The organism is Myxococcus qinghaiensis, from assembly GCF_024198215.1.
In the GTDB taxonomy this organism is placed as follows: Bacteria; Myxococcota; Myxococcia; order Myxococcales; family Myxococcaceae; genus Myxococcus; species Myxococcus qinghaiensis.
On the sequence record NZ_JAKCFA010000034.1, the window covers coordinates 26,894 to 44,731 of the forward strand.

General features: G+C 70.7%; 12 protein-coding genes. 6 read left to right on the forward strand and 6 right to left on the reverse strand.

All coding sequences use genetic code 11. The features are described from left to right. The first annotated feature begins 41 nt into the window (after positions 1–41). Genes LZ199_RS41340 through LZ199_RS41355 form a run of 4 tightly spaced genes read left to right on the forward strand, consistent with a single transcriptional unit; the run spans position 42 to position 4,543 of the window. On the forward strand, positions 42–1,961 hold the full coding sequence (locus LZ199_RS41340) for a patatin-like phospholipase family protein (protein ID WP_253999311.1): 1,920 nt from the start codon (positions 42–44) through the stop codon (positions 1,959–1,961). Then, positions 1,958–2,926 (forward strand): 3-oxoacyl-ACP synthase III family protein, encoded by a 969-nt coding sequence (locus LZ199_RS41345; RefSeq protein ID WP_253999312.1) that lies wholly within the window; start codon positions 1,958–1,960, stop codon positions 2,924–2,926. The genes LZ199_RS41340 and LZ199_RS41345 overlap by 4 nt, the downstream gene beginning before the upstream one ends. After that, entirely contained in the window at positions 2,923–3,681 is a 759-nt protein-coding gene (locus LZ199_RS41350; RefSeq protein ID WP_253999313.1) for a lysophospholipid acyltransferase family protein, read from the forward strand. The genes LZ199_RS41345 and LZ199_RS41350 overlap by 4 nt, the downstream gene beginning before the upstream one ends. A 25-nt stretch (positions 3,682–3,706) precedes the next feature. Then, positions 3,707–4,543, forward strand: coding sequence for an SDR family oxidoreductase (locus LZ199_RS41355; protein WP_253999314.1), 837 nt, complete (start codon positions 3,707–3,709; stop codon positions 4,541–4,543). Here the strand turns inward: LZ199_RS41355 and LZ199_RS41360 are convergent. From LZ199_RS41360 to LZ199_RS41375, 4 genes are all read right to left on the reverse strand, one after another. Then, positions 4,533–5,417, reverse strand: coding sequence for a methyltransferase domain-containing protein (locus LZ199_RS41360; RefSeq protein ID WP_253999315.1), 885 nt, complete (start codon positions 5,415–5,417; stop codon positions 4,533–4,535). The genes LZ199_RS41355 and LZ199_RS41360 overlap by 11 nt on opposite strands. Then, positions 5,410–8,952: a serine/threonine-protein kinase gene (locus tag LZ199_RS41365; protein ID WP_253999316.1), complete on the reverse strand. Its 3,543-nt coding sequence runs from the start codon at positions 8,950–8,952 to the stop codon at positions 5,410–5,412. Before LZ199_RS41365 ends, LZ199_RS41360 begins: the two co-directional genes overlap by 8 nt. A 150-nt stretch (positions 8,953–9,102) precedes the next feature. Further along, positions 9,103–9,762: an exopolysaccharide biosynthesis protein gene (locus tag LZ199_RS41370; RefSeq protein WP_253999317.1), complete on the reverse strand. Its 660-nt coding sequence runs from the start codon at positions 9,760–9,762 to the stop codon at positions 9,103–9,105. A gap of 37 nt (positions 9,763–9,799) precedes the next feature. Continuing rightward, complete coding sequence (locus LZ199_RS41375) at positions 9,800–10,342, reverse strand: DUF2378 family protein (protein ID WP_253999318.1); 543 nt, start codon at positions 10,340–10,342, stop codon at positions 9,800–9,802. Between the two features lie 143 nt (positions 10,343–10,485). Here LZ199_RS41375 and LZ199_RS41380 point away from each other — a divergent pair, with 143 nt between their 5' ends. Next, the gene (locus LZ199_RS41380; protein ID WP_253999319.1) at positions 10,486–11,697 is read left to right on the forward strand and encodes a phospholipase D-like domain-containing protein; all 1,212 of its coding nucleotides are present in this window, start codon (positions 10,486–10,488) and stop codon (positions 11,695–11,697) included. Between the two features lie 77 nt (positions 11,698–11,774). Then, a complete protein-coding gene (locus LZ199_RS41385; RefSeq protein WP_253999320.1) occupies positions 11,775–12,428 on the forward strand; it encodes an SDR family oxidoreductase in 654 nt (217 codons plus the stop codon). Positions 12,429–12,497: 69 nt separating this feature from the next. Here the strand turns inward: LZ199_RS41385 and LZ199_RS41390 are convergent, their stop codons facing one another. Then, a complete protein-coding gene (locus tag LZ199_RS41390) occupies positions 12,498–12,881 on the reverse strand; it encodes a hypothetical protein (protein WP_253999321.1) in 384 nt (127 codons plus the stop codon). 32 nt (positions 12,882–12,913) lie between these two features. Beyond that, positions 12,914–17,500 carry a translocation/assembly module TamB domain-containing protein gene (locus LZ199_RS41395; protein ID WP_253999322.1) on the reverse strand — a complete coding sequence of 1,529 codons (4,587 nt, stop codon included), beginning with the start codon at positions 17,498–17,500 and terminating at the stop codon, positions 12,914–12,916. Positions 17,501–17,838: the final 338 nt, after the last annotated feature.

The following is a 17,838-nucleotide window of genomic DNA, read 5'->3' on the forward strand; positions in this document are numbered from 1 at the left end:
CTGGAGGGTTCGCTATCCTCCGGTGATTCATGGCCCGCTCCATGCCCCTCGACGTCCAGCGTCGTCGGCTGTACGCACTCAAGCGCGCTCCCGCCCTGCGACACACCAGCAACACCGTCCTGCTCCAGATGCTGGATGTGGCGTGGGATGTCACATGGGCCAAGGACACGGTGCTGTGCGAGGAAGGCCAGGAGGCCCACGGCTTCTTCCTGCTGCTGGAAGGAGAGCTGGAGGCACACCGTGACGGCGAATTGCTGCTGACACTGCGCCCTGGAACACCGCTGGGGTTCGAGGCGCTGATGAGCGGCCGCTACTCCGTCACGGCGCGCGCGGCGACGTCCTGCAAGGGCCTCTTCTTTCCACGCGACGGCGTGTGGACGCTCGTCCAGGCCCGCGCGGGGCTGAGACAGGACCTGAAGCGGCTGTTGGCTCACGCCGAGCCACCGAAACAAGAGGACCCGCTGCCCAACGTGGAGGTGGTGACGTTCGCCAGCGAGGTGCGAGACGCGCCCCTGTCACGGCTCATCGAGCTGGTGGCCAAGGTCATCACCCACGACTTCAAGGACAGGGTGTTGCTGGTGCGCACCGCGGAGCCGGGCTCGGAGGAGCTGCCGGTGAAGGGCGCGGACGGCGTGCTGCGCGCCACGGTGCCAGCGCCCGAGCCAGGCGCGCCGGGACGCCTGAGCGGGGAGCGGCTGCGCCAGCTGGCGCGGGAGCACGACCCGCACTACGTCTTCCTCGACGGCTGCCGGGTGGAGCGCGACGCACCGCTGGTGGACAAGCACGTGCGGCTGGTGGCGCGCCACGAGGACACCCGCGTCTCGCGCTCCGGGAAGCACCGGGTGCTGCCCACGGTGGTCATCGACCCGAGACAGCCGACGCGAGAGGCCGAGCTGCGAGGCCAGGTGCACGAGGGCCGGCGCGAGGAGACCCACGTCCTGCCACCTTGTCGCCTGCGGGTGGACCTGCGACGGCTGGCCGCGCTGGAGGTGGATGCGAGGCCGCTGAAGGAGGTGGGCCTGAGCCCCGCCGAGCGGGACGCGCTGTCACGCTGGGCCCGCGCCATCACCCACCGTCGCGTGGGGCTGGCGCTCAGCGGCGGCGGCGTGTGGGGCTTCTACCACGTGCACATCTTGCGCTGGCTGGTGGAGCACCGCGTGCCGGTGGACTTCATCAGCGGCTCCAGCATGGGCTCGCTGGTGGGGGCGTACTTCTGCGGCACCGCGCTGGACGGCCACAGCGGCCTGGAGGGCCTGTACCGGCTGGAGGAGCGGGCCATGAGTCACCAGCTGTCGCTGGCGGCGATGGCGGCCGTCGTCACCACGTACTCGCTCGAGCACCTGGTGGCGCGGGACTTGGGCGACGTGGGGCTGGAGGAGCTGCCCATCCGCTTCCTGCCGGTGGCGACGGATTTGACGAGCGGCGAGTGCGTGGCGCTGGAGCGGGGCCCCGTGGCACGCGGAGTGCGCGCGAGTGGCTCCGCACCCGGACTCTGGGCCCCCACCCTGGTGCCTCCCGCACGCTATGTGGACGGCGCCTTCACCAGCATGGTGCCCGCGAGCGTGCTGGTGAGCGCGGGCGCGGACCTGGTGTTCTCCAGCAACATCTTCCCCTTCGGCCTGCGTGAAAAGGCCTGGATGCCGGAGACCAGCGTGGGCCGCTTCCTCGCGGGTCTCAATCCTGTCTCCAGGGCGCTGGACCTGATTGCCAGCGGTGTGTTGCTGTTGCATCACAGCGGTGACGCGGAGAGCTCGATGGCGGACGTGAGTTACGACATCCGGTCAGCGGACACACCGCTGCGGACGGCGATGGAGTTCAGCAAGGCGCGAGACATCCTGAAGCGCGCCGCGTCGGATGAAGCCCTGGCCTGGAAGCTCGAGGACCTCCACGCCCACTGGGAGCAGATGCGCCTGCACTGCGGTCCCCATGGGCGGCGCTGTGGAGGGCAGCAGGCCGCATGATTCCCGTGCGAATCCTGGGAACGGCGAGCCTGCAACCCGGCCCCGCGGTGACGACAGAGGCGCTGTGCGCGCGCGTGGGCCGAGACTCCACGGAGGTGCTGCGCAAGACGGGCATCCGCACGCGACACTTCGCGCCGCCGGGGACGAAGGCGGCGGACGTGGCGGCCCAGGTGCTGCGCGGCGCGCTGGAGGCGGCGGGGCTGGAGGCAAAGGCGCTGCGGCGCATCTTCTGCGTCTCGTCCATGGGCGGCGACGTCACCACGCCCGCCACGGCGAACCGGGTGGCGGCGGCGCTGGGCCTGTCGGGGAGCTGCGACGCGATGGACCTGAGCAACGCGTGCATGGGCTTCCTGAGCGCGTTCGACCTCGCGGCGCGCTCGGTGGCGACGGGGCTGGGGCCGGTGGGCATCGTCTCCGTGGAGCTGCTGTCGCGCACGACGACGCCTGAAGACCCCCGGCCCTACCTGGTGCTGGGAGACGCCGCCGCGGCCGCGGTGCTCGGGGCCGGACGGCCGGGCGAAGGCGTGCTGGGCGTGGCGCTGGGCAACGACGGCACGCTGCCCACGGACGTGGTGCTGGAGAACCCTCACGTGACGGGCAAGCCGGAGCGGATGCGCTTCCTGACGCCCAACAAGGCCATGACGCGCGTGGCGCTGGACGCGCTCTTGCGCGCGGCTCGCACGGTCCTCGAAGAAGCGCGGGTGGAGCTGCGCGACGTGGAGTGGGTGCTGACGCATCAGCCCAACGGGAGGATGTTGGAGGTCGTCCTGGACGCGATGGGCGTGGAGGAGGAGCGCGGGGTGCGCGTGGTGGACACGGTGGGGAGCGTGGGCTCCGCGTCGCTGCCCACGAGCCTGGACCGACTGCTGCGCACCCGTCCGGTGAAGGCCGGCGACCGCATCCTCATGGTGGGCGTGGGCGCGGGCGTGGCGCACGGCGCGGTGCTGTACCAGGTGGGGAGATGAAGCGCGCGGGCGGACTGCCGCTCGCCGCGTGGCTGGGCGTCTTCGGGTGGCTGCGGCGCTACCACCGCTACGAGGTGGTGAACCTGGAGCCGCTGCTGCGGCCGGGGGCCAAGCTCATCGTCGGCTATCACGGGCGGCCCCTCGCGGTGGACCTGTGCATGCTGACGGTGACGCTGCACGAGCACCTGGGCTACCTGCCGCACGGCGTGGCGCATGGCGCATTCGAGCGCATCCCCGGCATGCGCGCGGTGGTGGATGGCCTGGGCTTCGTCACCGGAGACGACCCTCGGCTCGCGGAGGCGGTGGCGCGAGGTGAGCACGTGTTGCTGCAACCCGGTGGCACGCGCGAGGGCTGTCGCAGCTATCGGCATCGCTACCGGGTGGATTGGGGCGAGCGGCTGGGCTACCTGCGGCTGGCGGTGCGCCACCGGCTGCCGATTGTCCCCGTGGGGGGCAGCGGCATGGATGACGCCTACGTGGGCCTCAATGACGGGTACGCGCTGGGGCGACGCGTGGGGATGCCGGCGCGGCTGCCGCTGTGGCTGGGGTTGGGCGCGACGGGGGTGTGGCCGCTGTCGCTGCCCTTCCCCGTGAAGATGACGCAGTGGGTGGGAGAGCCGCTGACGCGTCACCTGGAGCCGGGCTTCGACGCGGGCGACAGGGAGTCGATGTTGGGAGCACACCGGGAAGTGGCAGGGGCCGTGCAAGCACTGCTGGACCGGGCACGCGGCCGGCGGCCCGGGACGATGGACTGAGCGAAGCAGGGAAGGCAGAGGAGCGATGGGCGACTCGGAGGAGGAGAGAGGCACCGGAGGGCGGCAGTGGGCGCTCATCCTGGGGGCCTCGTCGGGCACGGGCGCGGCGATTGCCAATGCGGTGGCGCGCAAGCCCGGGCTGGACGTGTTCGGAGTGCACCGGGGCCGCTACGTGGACAGCGCGGCGCAGGTGGAGCGTCAGGTGCGGGAGGCCGGCCGGCGCGCGCTCCTGTGGCAGGCGGACGCCTCCACCCCAGAGGCGGCGGAGGCGGGCGTGCAAGCCTTGCGCGAGGTGGCGGGGCCGCGCTCGGTGAAGCTCTTCGTCCACTCGATTGCAGGTGCCTCCGTGGGGCGCTTCCTGTCGGAGGGCGAGGACCGGCTCCACGCGCGGCGCATGCGCAGGACGTTCGACACCATGGCGCACTCGTTCGTGTACTGGGCGCAGGCGCTGGTGGCCGGGGACATGCTGGCGCCGGACGCGCGGCTGCTCGGGTTGCAGAACTCGCTGGACGAGACGCACCTGTCGAACACGGCGCTCATCAGCGCGTCGAAGGCGGCGCTGGAGATGTACGTGCGCTACCTGGCGATGGAGCTGGGCGGCAAGGGCCACCGGGTGAACCTGCTCAAGTTCGGCACGGTGCTCACGCCCGCGCTGAAGCACGTGTACTCACCGGAGGCCCTGGCGCGGCTGGAGGCCGCCCACGCGCGGATGAACCCCGCCGGACGCATGTGCACGCTGGAAGAGGTGGCGACCTTCGTCAGCGTGCTCACCGGCGACGAGGCCGGCTGGTTCAACGGCGCCACCATCGACTACTCGGGGGGCATGACGCTGCGCCTGTTGGATTTGGTGCTCAACCCGTGACGGGTGCCACCCCGAGGTCCGGCATCCGGAAGCGCAGACAGTAGAAGAACGGCGACACCTGCTCCTCCAGCACGTCCGTCGCGCGGGAGGGCAAGAGCTCCCGGGGACAGTGCGCGTCGCGCGTGTAGAAGGTTATCGCGCGGAACGCGGCGCGCTGGAGGAGCGAGGGCCGTTGGGCCGCATCCATCTGCTCGTCCACCACCACCACGGGCGTGCCCGGCTTCGCCACGCGCGCCAGCTCCCGCAGGCCCGCGGCCGGGTCGCGATAGCCGCCAATGCCTCCCACGCTCAGCACCCGGTCGAACATGGCCGAGGGGAATGGCAGCGTGTGCCCGTCCGCCATCATCAGCCGCACGCCCGGATAGCTCCCCTTGCGCAGCCGGCGCTGGCAGCGCCCCAGCATCCCCTCGCTCAGGTCCACGCCCCAGACCTCCACCTCCTGGCCCGTGGCCAGCTCGCGGCGGATGAGCGGCAGGTTCGCTCCCGCGCCCACGCCCACCTCCAGGATGCGCAAGGGCGTGCCATCCTCGGAGGGACGCAAGGCGCCCAGCTCCAGGCGGCGCAGGTAGCCCGCGCGCATCTTCGACTCGGTGACGGACTGGAGCAGCGGCGTCAGCACCGTCGTCAATGGGTCATGCAGCGCCGGGAGCCCGTCGTAGATGACGCGCATCAGCCGGTCCGTGCCGCGCACGGCCTCCTCGCGATACAGCCGCGCCAGGCCCCGCTTCACCGGCCACGCCTCGCCACAGCCTCCGCAGCGCAGCCAGCCCCAGGCCAGGCGACCGTCCTCCTGCTGACCGTGAAACACCAGCGTCCCCGTGCAGGCCGGGCAGGCCAGCAACGCGACGTCCCCTGCTTCCAATCCGCTACGCACCCGGACTTTGTAGCACCCTCGCCTGGGCCAGGTCGTCTCGCGCGCCCATCTGTTCGAAGCGCTCCAGCGCGCGTGTCAGATGCAGACGTCGCGCCGGGTCCTCGGAGGGCAGGCGTCGGGCCAGCTCGAACCGCGCGCGAGCCTCCTCGTACGCCGTCTCCTTCGCTGTCGCCACGGCGACACACTCGCGCCACGCCTCATATGCGCGGGGGGCGTCACCCGACAGCCACGCCTCGCACCCGCGCCACAGCTTCGCCGCGGGCTCCGCGAAGGTGAACACCCGCGCGAAGTTCTCCACCGCACGACACGCCGCCCGCGCGTTCTCCATCAGCGACACGTCGCGGCCCCCCTCGCGCTCCCACAGCGTGAGCAGCACCTCCGCCACCGCCGTGACGGGGAAGTAGATGAAGTGCGCCACCGACTTGCCCGCCACCAGCTTCGCCAGGGCCTTCTCCGCCGCCACCCGCGCGCCCGTCGCATCGCCCTCGCGCAGCCGCAAGAGCGCCAGCGTGCCGTCCAGGATGATGCGGTCCGTGAGGCCGCCCTGCGCCTCCGTCCAGGCCACCGTCTGCTCCAGGGACGCGCGCGAGCGCGCGTGCTCCCCCAACCTCAGGTGGATGTAGCCCTGGTAGTGCAGCGCCCAGTGCTGCGTCTGGAGCGCCCCGCGACGGCGCGCCGAGTGCTCCAGCCAGTCCATCAGCGGCAGGCCCTTGTGGAACTTCCCCTGGTAGCAGGACACCACGGTGAGGAGCGCGCGGCACTCCTCCGCCAGCCGCATGTCGCCGACGGAGTCGACGATGCCGATGGCCCGCTCCAGCCACGCCTCCACCTCCGCCCACCGCGCCATGTACGTCGAGTACACGGCGTTGCGACACAGCACGTAGGCCAGGTCCGCGGGGTTGCCCATGCGCTCGGCCACGTCCCGCGCGCGCCCCACCCACGCCTCCGCCACCGGGCGCACCGGCACCGTGCCCGCCACCACCGCCATGTTGGTGTAGCCGCGCGCCAGCTCCGACGACGCGCCCGCCGGCTCGCACAGGTTGAGCATGCGCAGGCCCGCCCAGAGCACCGGCAGCGCCTCCTGCCCGTAGATGAACGCGTCCGTCAGCCGCATCAACAGCCGGCCCGCGACGCGCCGCACCCGCCGGCGCTCCTCCGTCTCCACGTCGTACGCATCCGGCCGCGCGCTCTGCGCCAGCCGCAGCCCCACCTGCACCAGCGTGCCCACGGCCCAGCCCATGCGCGTGGTGGGCACCGGCCAGCCGAAGTGCCGCAGCGCCCGCTCCGCGTGTCCCCGGAACGCGGCCAGCTCCCCCAACTGGAAGCGCGCCTCCGCCAGCAGCGCCTCCAGGTGGCCCAGGTGCAGCGAGTCGCGCGCGGGCACCCGCTCCAGCGCGCGCGTGAGGAAGGGCAGCGCTTCGCGACAGGCGCCGACGCGCAGGGCCTCTTCGCCCGCGCGCTGCGCATACGCCGCCTCGCGCGCGGAGTCGCCCGCCTCGCCCCAGTGGTAGCAGAGCGCCGCCGTCCGCTCGGAGCCATCGCGGTACGCCGCCTCCATCGCCTCCGCCACCCGGCGGTGCAACAGGGGCCGCTCCGCCGCGGCCAGCTCCTCCAGCACGCCCTCGCGCAGCTTGTCGTGCGCGAAGCGCCAGTGCCCGTCCGCCACGTCCAGCACCGCCGCCGCCGCGCAGTACGACAGCCAGCGCTCCACGTCCACGCCGGGCGCCGCGTGCCTGAGCAGCGTCACGTCCACCTGACGCCCGACGATGGCGGCCACGCGCAGCAAGTCGCGCGAGCTGGCGGACACCTTCTCCAGCCGCCGCCGCACCAGTCGCCGCACGCCACCGGCGAACACGCGCTCCGGCAGCGGCATGTCGCCCAGCCTGTCCAACCCGCCCGCCTCCTCCGCGAGCGCGCGCGCCACCTCCACCAGGAAGAACGGATTGCCCTCCGTCTCGCGGCGAAGCAGCTCCACCAGGTGCGGCCTGCTGCCCGCCGGCCCAATCATCGACTCGCTGAGGACGGAGATCTCCACCGCGTCCAACCGGGGCAGCCGCAGCACGTCCAGCCCGGGCAGCTGCGTGGGCAGCGTGGGGGCCTCGTCGTCGCGGAAGCTGCCCAGCAACAGCAACGGCAACCCGGTGGCGCGAGCGGCGAGCCGCGACAACAACAGCAGCGACTCCGCGTGGGCCCAGTGCAAGTCCTCCAGGAGCACCACCGTGGGCTGCGTCAGCCGCGCGAAGATGTCCTCCACCACTTGCAGCAGGCGCGCCTGCGCCATCTCCGCGCCCAGCTCCGCGGGGTCCTGCACCGCGCGCCCCAGGATGAGCTCCAGGTCCGGCACCAGCGGCTTGAGGACGCTGGCCTCGCGGTCATCCAGCGGCGTGAGGATGGACAGCCAGCGCAGCACCGGCCGCCACTCCTGATACGGACTGCCGCCCGCGGCCACCGCCTGGCCGCGCAACACCACCGCGCCGCGCACCAGCGCCAGGGGCCGCAATTCGTCGAGCAGGCGCGACTTGCCCACCCCGCTCTCTCCGCCCACCAGGAGCCCGCCGCCGCGTCCCAGCAGCGCCGCGTCCAGCACGGAGGACAACAGCGACAGCTCGCGCGCGCGTCCCACGTAGCGCGCGGCCTGGAGGAAGCTCTCGCGCGTGGTGACGGACTCGGACGGCACGGGGCGACGGGTGGCGGCGCACAGCGCGGCAATCACCTCGTCCGCGCTGCGAGGACGGCGCCGCGAGTCCTTGGAGACCAGCCGCTCCAGCACCTCGTGGAGCGCCTCCGGGAAGTCCGGGGGAGCGGGCGGAGCCTTCCCGTCGAAGGGCAGCCGTCCGAAAATCATCTGGCACGCCATGGCGCCCACGCTGAAGAGGTCCGTCACCTCGGAGGGCGGCTGGTCCTCGAACAGCTCCGGGGCCAGGTAGCCCGGCGTGCCGCCCGGCTGCGCGCTGTGCACCTGCTCGCGCCCCACGGCGAGCCCGAAATCGAGCACCTTCACCTGCCCGCGCGCGACCAACACATTGGCGGGCTTGAGGTCGCGGTGGATGATGCCTCGGCGGTGCAGGTACGCGAGCGCCTGGAGCGTCTGCACCAGCAAATCCACCTGCACGTCGAGCGGCTGATTCGTGCCCGCCTGCACCAGGTGCCGCGCATCCTCCAGCAGGTCCATGGCCAGGTACGGCCGGTGCTCGGCGTCGAAGCCGTAGTCGAGCACGCTGATGACATGCGGATGTCTCACCGAGGCCAGCGTCTGGAACTCGTGAGCCAGGGACAGCGCCAGCTCATGGCGCGCGGCGGACGACGGAGTGTTCTCACCCGGCGGCGCCTTCACCAGGTCTTCCACCGTCTTGTGCAGCCGTTTGATTGCGACGGGACCGTTCAGCAGGTCCTGCGCCCGCCACACCGTGCCCGCGCCGCCCCGCCCCAGGAAGTCGGAGATGCGGTAGCGCCCACCCACGACCTCGCCGTCGAAGAGACGGCGTGCCGGGTCCTCGAGCCGAGGCTGTGTCGCATCCAGTGGGATTGAACGCATGTGCGGGGGGCCGCCCGCCGTCATGATAACGAAGATTCAGGTTATCCGGGGGGTTGCTTTCCCCTGGCTGATACACGGGGTGTTACACACCCGGCACGAGACGACCTTCCCACCACCCTCCAGGGTAGGAGGGCCCGCCTGCTGGAATGTTCAGCGGCCGATGAGGCTCGCCAGTCCCCGGCCTCCCTGGACGGCGCCGAAGATGAGCGCGCCGAAGTAGCCGATGGTGCCCAGCGTCATGCCGTGGCCCGCCAGGATGGCGTAACCGTCCCGCTGGAGAATGCCGATGGCGAAGAACAGCGCGGCCAGCGCGGGCAGGGTATTGCTGAACGGAATCAGGCCGAACGGCGCCATCAGCAGCACGCCTGCGACGAACAGCATGAAGCCGTTGAAGCGGTTGGTGCTGGCGCCGTGGGTGAGCACGAGCAGCCGCGGCTTGCTCAGGCGGTCCACCTTGGTGAAGACGTCCGCGCCCTTCTCCAGCGCGGGCTGGAGCGACGCGCGTGCCAGCTTCTTCTCCAAGAGCTTGCGAGGCAGCCACGGCACGCGGTTGAACGTCACACCCACGCCGATGAGGACGATGAGCGCGCCGAACACGGTGGAGACGCCGGGCACGGACACCGGCAGGAGGAAGGGGAAGGTGAGGATGCAGCAGAAGAGCAGCAGGCCCTGTTCTCCACACGCCTGCATCAGCTCGCGCACGGTGAGCGACTCGGGCAGCCGCGCGGCCAGGGCCCGCAGCGTGGCGGACAGCTGGGTCTGGGTGTCGGAGAACTGAGCGGAGGGCGAGGACGACGAGGGCGTGGACATGGACGCCCGCTGACTACCACGGCCGGGCGGCCCGTGGTCAGCTCCAGGCGATGTCGTACACCGCTTCCTCGCCCTGCCGACGGACCACCTGCACGGAGGGGTGACGAGCGCCGCTCGCCTCCAGTCCCGCGAGGAACAGTCCCACGTAGAAGCCCGCCACCACGACGGGCCGGCAGGTGAGCGCGTAGTGCCCGGGCCCCCGAGGCTCCAGCGTGGCCTCCAGGTAGTTGGTGCCCGTGCGCAGGTTGCGCGTCATGCGCGCCAGCATCCGTTCAGGTCCCAACAGGCGCACGGTGGTGAGCAGCGCGCTGCCGATGAGCGTGGAGCCGAAGCCCTCCACGAAGCGGCGGCCCACGACGACGGCGCCCTCCTCCAGCGGCATCTGCGGCGCCAGCGTGTCGGCGGCCACCTTCAGCGCGCCCAGCCACACGTCCAGCGGGTACGCGGGCGCCAGGCGCCCCTTCGTGTCGATGCCCACCTGCTTGAGCCGGCCGACACAGCGCTCATCGAGCTGGTCTCCCAGCGCGCGGATGAGGCCTTCAAAGCTCTGGGGGAAGACGAGAGGCTCGCGGGTGTCCAAGGCGGGCGGATGCTACGCACAGGACAGCGCGCTCCGCATCCGGCAGGTTGACGAATTCGCGGCGGATTGAAACATCCACCGGTGAACATCTGTCTCGTCCTCCGGGATGACCCAGGGGGTGCGCGTGCCTATCTCGAAGGCGCATGCGCGGGTGGGTGGCCTTGATGGTGGCGGCGTCGGTGCTGACGGGCTGTCCCGTCGCGTGCACGAAGGAGCGGTCGAAGCCGTTCCAGCTCACGGGTGAGGTGGGCTCGCACGGGCCGGACTTCGCGGTGGCGCTGTATCAGACGGTGGGCGTGCGCATGGCGCCGGGCAACCGGCTGACGTGGGCCAACAACGGCGCCGTCTTCGACGTCATGGTGGAGGAGATTGGCCGCGCGCGCTCCTCCGTGCACCTGGTCATGTTCATCTGGCGACCGGGACGCGCATCGGACCGGCTGGTGGAGGCCATGGCCGAGCGGGCGCGCGCGGGGGTGGCGTGTCGCGTGCTGGTGGACCCGCTGGGCAGCGCGGGCTTCGAGACGAGCGTGAAGCCTCGCCTGGAGGCCGCGGGCTGCCGGGCGCACCTGTTCCGGCCGCTGCCCGCGGACGAGAACCTGGCGCGCAACCACCGCAAGCTGCTCGTCGTGGATGGACGCGTGGGCGTCACCGGAGGACTGGCCATTCAGGACGAGTGGCTGGGCGAGGGCCTGCGCGAGGAGGAGTGGCGCGACACGAACGCGCGCGTGGTGGGCCCGGTGGTGGAGCAGATGCAGCAGGCGTTCGCGGAGAACTGGCAGGAGACGACGGGGGAGCTGCTGCCGGTGAGCGACTTCCCGACGCTCGCGCAGCCGGTGCCCGGGCTGGACGACGCGGGCGCGGGCTGGGCGGCCTTCGTGGGCAGCACGGCGAACCCGGAGGTGACGCGCGCGGAGCGGCTGACGCAGCTGATGGTGCGCGCGGCGACGAAGCGGCTGTGGATTGCCCAGTCGTACTTCACGCCGAACGGGCCCTTGTCGGAGCTGCTGCAGGAGCGGGCGCGCGCGGGCGTGGACGTGCGCGTGCTGGCGCCGGGGGACCTCAACGACCAGGGCATCATCACCGTGGCGCAGCGGGCGTCGTATGCGGCGCTGCTGGAGGCGGGCGTGCGCGTGTGGGAGTACCAGCCGTCGATGATGCACGCGAAGACGATGCTCGTGGATGACCGGCTCGTCCTGGTGGGCTCCATCAACTACGACCCGCTGTCCTTCAACGTGCTGGAGGAGGGCTCGCTGGTGCTGGAGGATATCAACGCGGCGAAGCAGATGGAGGCCTTCTTCCTGGAGGACCTGTCGCACGCGCGCGAGGTGGGCGACACCGGACAGGCGCGGCGCTGAGTTCGACGGGCGGACTGGGCAGCCACCCGCCAGTGTGCTGAAGAGGGCCCTCTCTTCCCAACGCTGGAGCCGCCGCCATGACGCAGCCGTCCCGCCTTCTCTTCGTCGCCGGAGCCACGGGCGCCACGGGGCGCAACGTGGTGAAGCAGGCCCTGGCGCGCGACGTGCCGTTGATTGCGCACGTGCGCCCCAAGAGCGCGGACACCGAGCCCGCGAAGAGCTGGCCTCGCAAGGCCGTCGTCGAGCTGGCGCGCGGCGAGTCCCTGGCGGAGGCCATGAAGGGCAGCACCACGGTGCTCCAGCTCATCGGGACGATGCGCAAGCGCTTCGCATCGGGAGACACCTACGAGACGAGCGACATCGGCACCACGCGGCAGCTCGTGGAGGCGGCGAAGCAGGTGGGGGTGGACCACCTGGTGCTGCTCAGCTCGGTGGGCGCGGGCCGGCCCGTGGGGGCGTACTTGAAGGCGAAGGCGGAGGCGGAGCGGCTGGTGCGCGAGAGCGGCATCCCCTGGACGGTGGTGCGCCCGCCCGCGTTCGAGGGCGAGTATCACCACCCGCCCGCGCTGCTGCGCACGCTCTCCAAGCTGCCGCTGCTGGGCGGACTGCGCCCCATCCACCTGGACCAGCTCGCCGCGGTGCTGCTGCACGTGGCGGTGAAGCGAGCACCGCTGAACACGGTGCTCGAAGGGGCAAGCTTGTGGAGCGAGGTCGCGGCGAGCGGGACGTGAGCCCGGTCGACGCGAAGTCCCCCCGGGCTCGAGTCCCGGGAGGACCTGCTCAGCGCGCCGGGGCGCCGCTTACGATGCGGCGCTCTGCGAGTTCTGCTTGAGCGCCTCTTGAAGCAGGTGCCGCAGCTCCGGCCCCTCCACGAGCTCGGAGGCGGACAGCCGACCGAAGTTCAGGCGGGTGAGCACCCACGTCTCCTTGCCCTTCAGGTCCGGCGGGCCCGCCTCGGTGAACTCGGGAGGAAGGTCATCCGGTCCCTCCGCACGGTAGGCCAGGAAGACATCCGGGACGGTCATCCCCTTGCCCTGCGGAGAGAACCGCTCGGCGAGCGTCTCCGCGGGTGAGCGCCCGGTGATTTTCCCGAAGGAGAGCGCATAGCCGAGGAAATCACTGATGACCTTCTTCGGGTCCTCACTGACGTCGAGAATCGTTCCTGCTGGGCGAACGGTGCGCATGTCGGCTCTAGCTAGCATGGGTTGGCCTCACCTCAACGCGCGAGCTGGGGGTTGTTGAGGTTGTCCTCGGACACCCACCAGCTCTTGATCTTCCCGATGCCCGCGCCCGAGGGGTCCGGGTCGCGCGCGACAATCACCTTGACCGTGGTGGGATTGCCCGACGCATCCACGACGGGCACATCCACGGGAATCAAGCGGTCATTGGGACCGGCGGTCTTCAGGGCATCCGACGCGTGCTGGTAGAGGTCCTGCTCGAAGCGGGCGAGCGCTTCCGACCCGGGCCCCTCGAAGATGGTCTTCGGCACCGCGACGTCCTGGCCGTCGTACTGGTAGTTGATGACGCTGACGTCGATGTCGCTCGTCTCACCCGGCAGACGGAAGCCGAGCCTGCGCTCCGGAGAGGGCGTCATCCTGTCGCCGTACGTGGCGAGCGTCTCGTTCCAGGCCTCGCGGGTGTGGCCGCCCGAGAACCCGTTCTCTCGGAAGGGCCTCGAGGACCGGATGTCGAGCCGGTAGCCGGGAGGCGGCTCCTCTCCGGGCGTCCACTCGAAGCTCTTGCCGTCGCTCGTCGTGACGCGGACCCGAGGCGCGGGCTGCGGCTCCGACGGCAGCAGGAAGCCGTCCTTCGGATTGTATTTGATCTTCCCCAGCGGGGTGCCGTCGGCGTTGAGCACCTCGACCTTGGTCTTGTTGTCGAGGGGCGGCGTCCCTGGCATCGCCTGCAGCGCGACCACGGCGGTGGTCGGGTCCACCTTCTTGCCGTTGGTCAGGTTGACCGGCGCCGCCTGATTGACGTTGGCGCGGTCCTGGAAGTTCGTGCTCGCCAGGTGCTCACGCGCGTCCTGCATGCCCGTGGTCGTCGCGTTCAGGCGCGAGACGTCATCCAGCATGGCCACGAAGCCACGGCCCTTGTCGACCGAGTCCACCTGCCCCGCGTGCTGCGTGAGCTGGCGCTCGACGCTGGCGATGCGCGCCTCCAGGTCCTTGAGCTGTTCGGCCGTCGCGGGCGTCGTCCTGCCCGCCGCGCCGGAGACCGCCTCGTTGAGGCTGGCCTGCGCGGCCTCCAGGTTCTTGAGGATGCCGGAGAGCTTCTGCACCTCCAGGTTGGACTCGAAGCCCTGCGTGCCGTAGCCGGGCATGCCGGTGATGGCCTGCTTCACCTTGTCGATGAGCTGGCGCACCTTGCCCATGGTGCCCTCGTAGCGCTGGAGGACGCGCGCCGTCTCCATGTGCGCCTGGATGTCCTCCTTCGTCGCGTCCGGGCCCGCCTCGATGTGCACCTTGCCGTTGTCGTAGCGCACCTGCGTCGTGCGGCCCTGGAGCTCCGGGTTGCGCACCACGGGCACGGGAGGACGTCCTGTGTTGTCGGTGCCCACCTCGGGCCGCGTGGGAGCCGCAGTCGGAGGCAGGGGGATGAGCTGTCCCGTCGCCGGGTTCACCCGGTACTCGGTCGGAGTCGTGGGCCTGTTTTCCACCCGGTTCTGGGGAGGACGCCCGGTCTGCTCGGGTCCACCCGTCGGAGCGCCCGTGCGAGTATCGGTACCGGGGCTCGTCGTCGTGGTGCCCGGCTTCGGCTTGTTCGTACCGTTGGTGCCGTTCGTACCGTTGGTGCCGTTCGTACCGTTGGTGCCGTTCGAGCCATTGGTACCGTTCGAGCCGTTGCTGCCATTCGACCCGTCGCTGCCGTGGCGTCGGCGTCCGCCGAGGCTGACGGTGGTGCCGGCGCCGCCATTGCCGCCCTCGGCCGTGACGTCGCGGTGCCGCCCGTTGAGCTCGAAGTCGACGACGCCCAGCTTCGCGCCCACGCCCAGCTCGCGGTCCGTGAACGAGCCGGTGGTGAACCGCGCATCCACGTCCACGCCTTCGAAGGCGGTGTCGAACTTCCCGTCCATCAGGTTCTTCGTCACCTGTTGGAGCTGCTCACCCTTCAGCCCGCTGATCTCCGCGGTGAAGAACTGTCCCTTCGGCCCCGCGTCCACCGAGCCCTCCACGGAGATGCTCGTCTCCGCGGGCCCCGCGAACGGGGCGGTGCCCGGGCTCGCCAGGAACGCCAGCACGTCCTTGGCGTCCAGCTTGCTCGCGTCCAGCGGGATGCTGGTCTCCAGGCTCACGGAGCCGGTGATTTCTCCGCCGAGGTTGAGGCCCGCCGCGCCCTTGAGTCCGCCGGCGATGCTCGCCGCGCCGGAGCCCTCGATTTCGAGCGAGCGCACCAGGTTGGTGGGCTTGCCCTTCTCGAACTCCACCCGGAAGCTCGTCGTCGCGCCGATGCTCGCGGACAGCTCCGCGCTGGCCGGGCCGAACTTCCCGCCGAGGCCGGCCTCCGCCTCCGCGCCGATGTTCACCTCCATGGCCGACAGGTGGTCGAGGAGGAACTTGTGGTCCTCGCCTCCGGACGCCAGCGCCGCGGGGCCCTTGCCCAGGATGACGGCCGCCTTGGCCGCCTCCTCCGGCGTATCGAACGTCATCTCCATGCGGCCACCGGCCGACACGGACGCCGAGCCCACCAGGCCCACGCCCACGTCACCCGTCACTTCGGCGGAGAGCTGGTACTTGCCGTCGGCGGTCTTCTCGACCTCGACCTCGCCCTCGATGCCCGCCTTGAGGCCGACCTTGACGTCCAGGTTGCCGCTCAACGTCAGCGTGTCGCCCGCGCTGTTGAGCTTCTTGATTTCGTCCGCCACCGCGTCTTCGATGGGCGCGGTCACCTGGTCGATGACGTAATCAATCGGCTTGAGCACCACGTCCTTGGCGAAGCCCAGCGCGTCCTTGGCGAAGTCGCCCGCGATGCCCGCCAGGTCACTCAGGCCCTCGGTGACGAAGTCCTTCGCGTCCTGGTACCAGGGGAGCTGGCGCTCCTTGTCGAGCTCCTTGGGCTTCGCGCCCGACGCCACCTTGCCGTCAGCGCCCGTCTCGAACTCGACGTGGTCGTACTTCCACCGGTTGTCGTCCGCCTCCTGGAGGCTCTTCACCTCCGTGGGCTCGTGCTTCATCTGAAGCTGGCCGTCGGGGCCCACCGTGCCGGAGGACTTCGACACCGTCTGCGTCCGGTTCGCGTAGCCCTCGTCGAAGCGGCTGCCGTCCGGGTCATACCCCGTCACGGTGGTGTTGCTGGTGATGTTGCCCTGCGCCTGTCGGGTGAGCGCGGGCAGCGAGTCCGTGGACGCGGCGTCCTTGGGCCCGTACGTGACTTCCTGCTGGCTGCGCGCCACCTGCACGCCGTTGCCGTTCTTGTCCGACGCGAGCGGCTGCGTGGACACCGACTCCGTCTTCTGGGTGGAGGTCGCGGGCTCGCCCTTCGCGTTGAAGCGAATCTCCTCCGTCGTCGTGAGGCTGGACTCGCCGGGCTTGAGGGAGGTGGGGTCCCGGTTCGTGTCGTGGTGGTCTTCGCCCTTGGAGGCGTCGTTCAGGGCCTTGCCCTGCTTCGCCTCGAAGTCGCTGATGGCGTTGGCGTCGAAGCCCGGCGTGTGAATCTCCGTCTTCTTCACCTGCTTGGCGGGCAGGCCCTGCGCGTTGAACTCCGTGTCCGTCGTCACCGTCGTCGGGCCCTGGGGCGTGCCGGGCCGTCCCACCAGCGCCGCCGAGGCCTTCTCCATCCGCACTTCATCGGAGCGCGACTGGGGTACTGACGTAGCGGGGTTGTACTTCGTGGTGGACGTGGAGGTGGTGAGGCCCGTCTCCGGGCTCTGCGTCGTCTGGCTCTTGCGCGACTCGAGGCTGGTCGTCTTCCCCTTCGCGTCCGCGGACTTCGTCCACGTCGTCTCGCGCGTTCCACCTTCCTTCGGTGACTCCTTCGCCGTCACCGTGGACGTGTAGCTGCCGTCCGGCTTGATGGTGACGGTGTTGCCGCTCTTCGCGTCGGAGAGCTGCGTCTCGCCGGTGAGGGCGTTCTTCTTCACGTCGTACGTCGCGCCGGAGGACGGGTCCTTGAACTTCTGGCCGTCCTTCAGCTTCGTCGCGTCCTGCACGTCCTTGGCGTCCACCGCGTCGAGCGCCTCGGGAGGCCTCTCGCCCGCGACGGGCTGCTGCGCGGGGGCCTCGGCCTTCGGCGGCGCGGTGGTGCCGAGCAGCTTCTCCAGCTCCGCCTTGCGGCTGGTGCCCTCGAAGGCGGAGACCAGCTCGTTCTTCTTCGGCTTGACGCTGTCGATGTCCTTCTGCGTGTAGGGCTGAGGCTTCTTCTCCTCGGTGGCGGCGGTGTTCGCCTTGCCCATGGCCTCTTCGGCCTTCTTCGCGGTGAGGGCGACCTTCTCCTCGGCGGCCTGGAGCTGCTTCTCCGCGGCGGCGGACTTCTGCGCGGCGGCCTGCTTCGCCTTCTCCGCGTTGGCGGCCTCCGTCTTCGTCCGCTGCGCCTCCTCGGGCTTCTGGCCGGGCTTCTGCGCGTTCTTCTGGGCGTCGGCGGCGGCCTTCTGCGCGGCGGCTTGCTGTCGCTTCGCGGCCTCCGCGGCCTGACGAGCGGCTTCAGCGGCCTTGCGTGCGGCCTCCGCGGCCTTGCGTGCGGCCTCCGCGGCCTTGCGCGCTGCTTCCGCTCGCTGGCGAGCTTCCTCGGCGCGACGTGCTGCTTCCGCTGCTGCTGCCGCGCCTGAAGCTCCTGAACCACCACCCGTGGGTGACAGACCGCCCATGGAACAATCCCCTTTTCGTCAGAACTGACACCCTATTATCGAGAAGGCGGGCCTAGGGTTACGTCCCGGCTTCCGTGGATCTACGAATAGTTGCCGAATGGGTGCTATCTGGAAACAGGCGCTTGGGACCGACAGCCTTGCCTGGTTGGGTGCCAAGGACAGGCATGGACCCGGCGCAACTGCTTGCAGCCACGCCGGGTGAAGCCTGTCTTGCCCGCACCGCATCCGGGTGGGGAGCTCGCAGGATGGCCTCACCAGAATTCTGGGAGCCTCACCGGAACCCACCAGGTCGTCACTTTCGCTGTGCGGAACGTGGGGTGGTGAACAGCGGCCCGGGG

What these genes read in the sequence shown, in the direction of transcription:
- LZ199_RS41340 (WP_253999311.1), top strand. Translation starts at nt 42, where the DNA reads ATGCCCCTCGACGTCCAGCGTCGTCGGCTGTACGCACTCAAGCGCGCT.
- LZ199_RS41345 (WP_253999312.1), top strand. Translation starts at nt 1,958, where the DNA reads ATGATTCCCGTGCGAATCCTGGGAACGGCGAGCCTGCAACCCGGCCCC.
- LZ199_RS41350 (WP_253999313.1), top strand. Translation starts at nt 2,923, where the DNA reads ATGAAGCGCGCGGGCGGACTGCCGCTCGCCGCGTGGCTGGGCGTCTTC.
- LZ199_RS41355 (WP_253999314.1), top strand. Translation starts at nt 3,707, where the DNA reads ATGGGCGACTCGGAGGAGGAGAGAGGCACCGGAGGGCGGCAGTGGGCG.
- LZ199_RS41365 (WP_253999316.1), bottom strand. Translation starts at nt 8,952, where the DNA reads ATGCGTTCAATCCCACTGGATGCGACACAGCCTCGGCTCGAGGACCCG.
- LZ199_RS41370 (WP_253999317.1), bottom strand. Translation starts at nt 9,762, where the DNA reads ATGTCCACGCCCTCGTCGTCCTCGCCCTCCGCTCAGTTCTCCGACACC.
- LZ199_RS41380 (WP_253999319.1), top strand. Translation starts at nt 10,486, where the DNA reads ATGCGCGGGTGGGTGGCCTTGATGGTGGCGGCGTCGGTGCTGACGGGC.
- LZ199_RS41385 (WP_253999320.1), top strand. Translation starts at nt 11,775, where the DNA reads ATGACGCAGCCGTCCCGCCTTCTCTTCGTCGCCGGAGCCACGGGCGCC.
- LZ199_RS41390 (WP_253999321.1), bottom strand. Translation starts at nt 12,881, where the DNA reads ATGCGCACCGTTCGCCCAGCAGGAACGATTCTCGACGTCAGTGAGGAC.
- LZ199_RS41395 (WP_253999322.1), bottom strand. Translation starts at nt 17,500, where the DNA reads ATGGGCGGTCTGTCACCCACGGGTGGTGGTTCAGGAGCTTCAGGCGCG.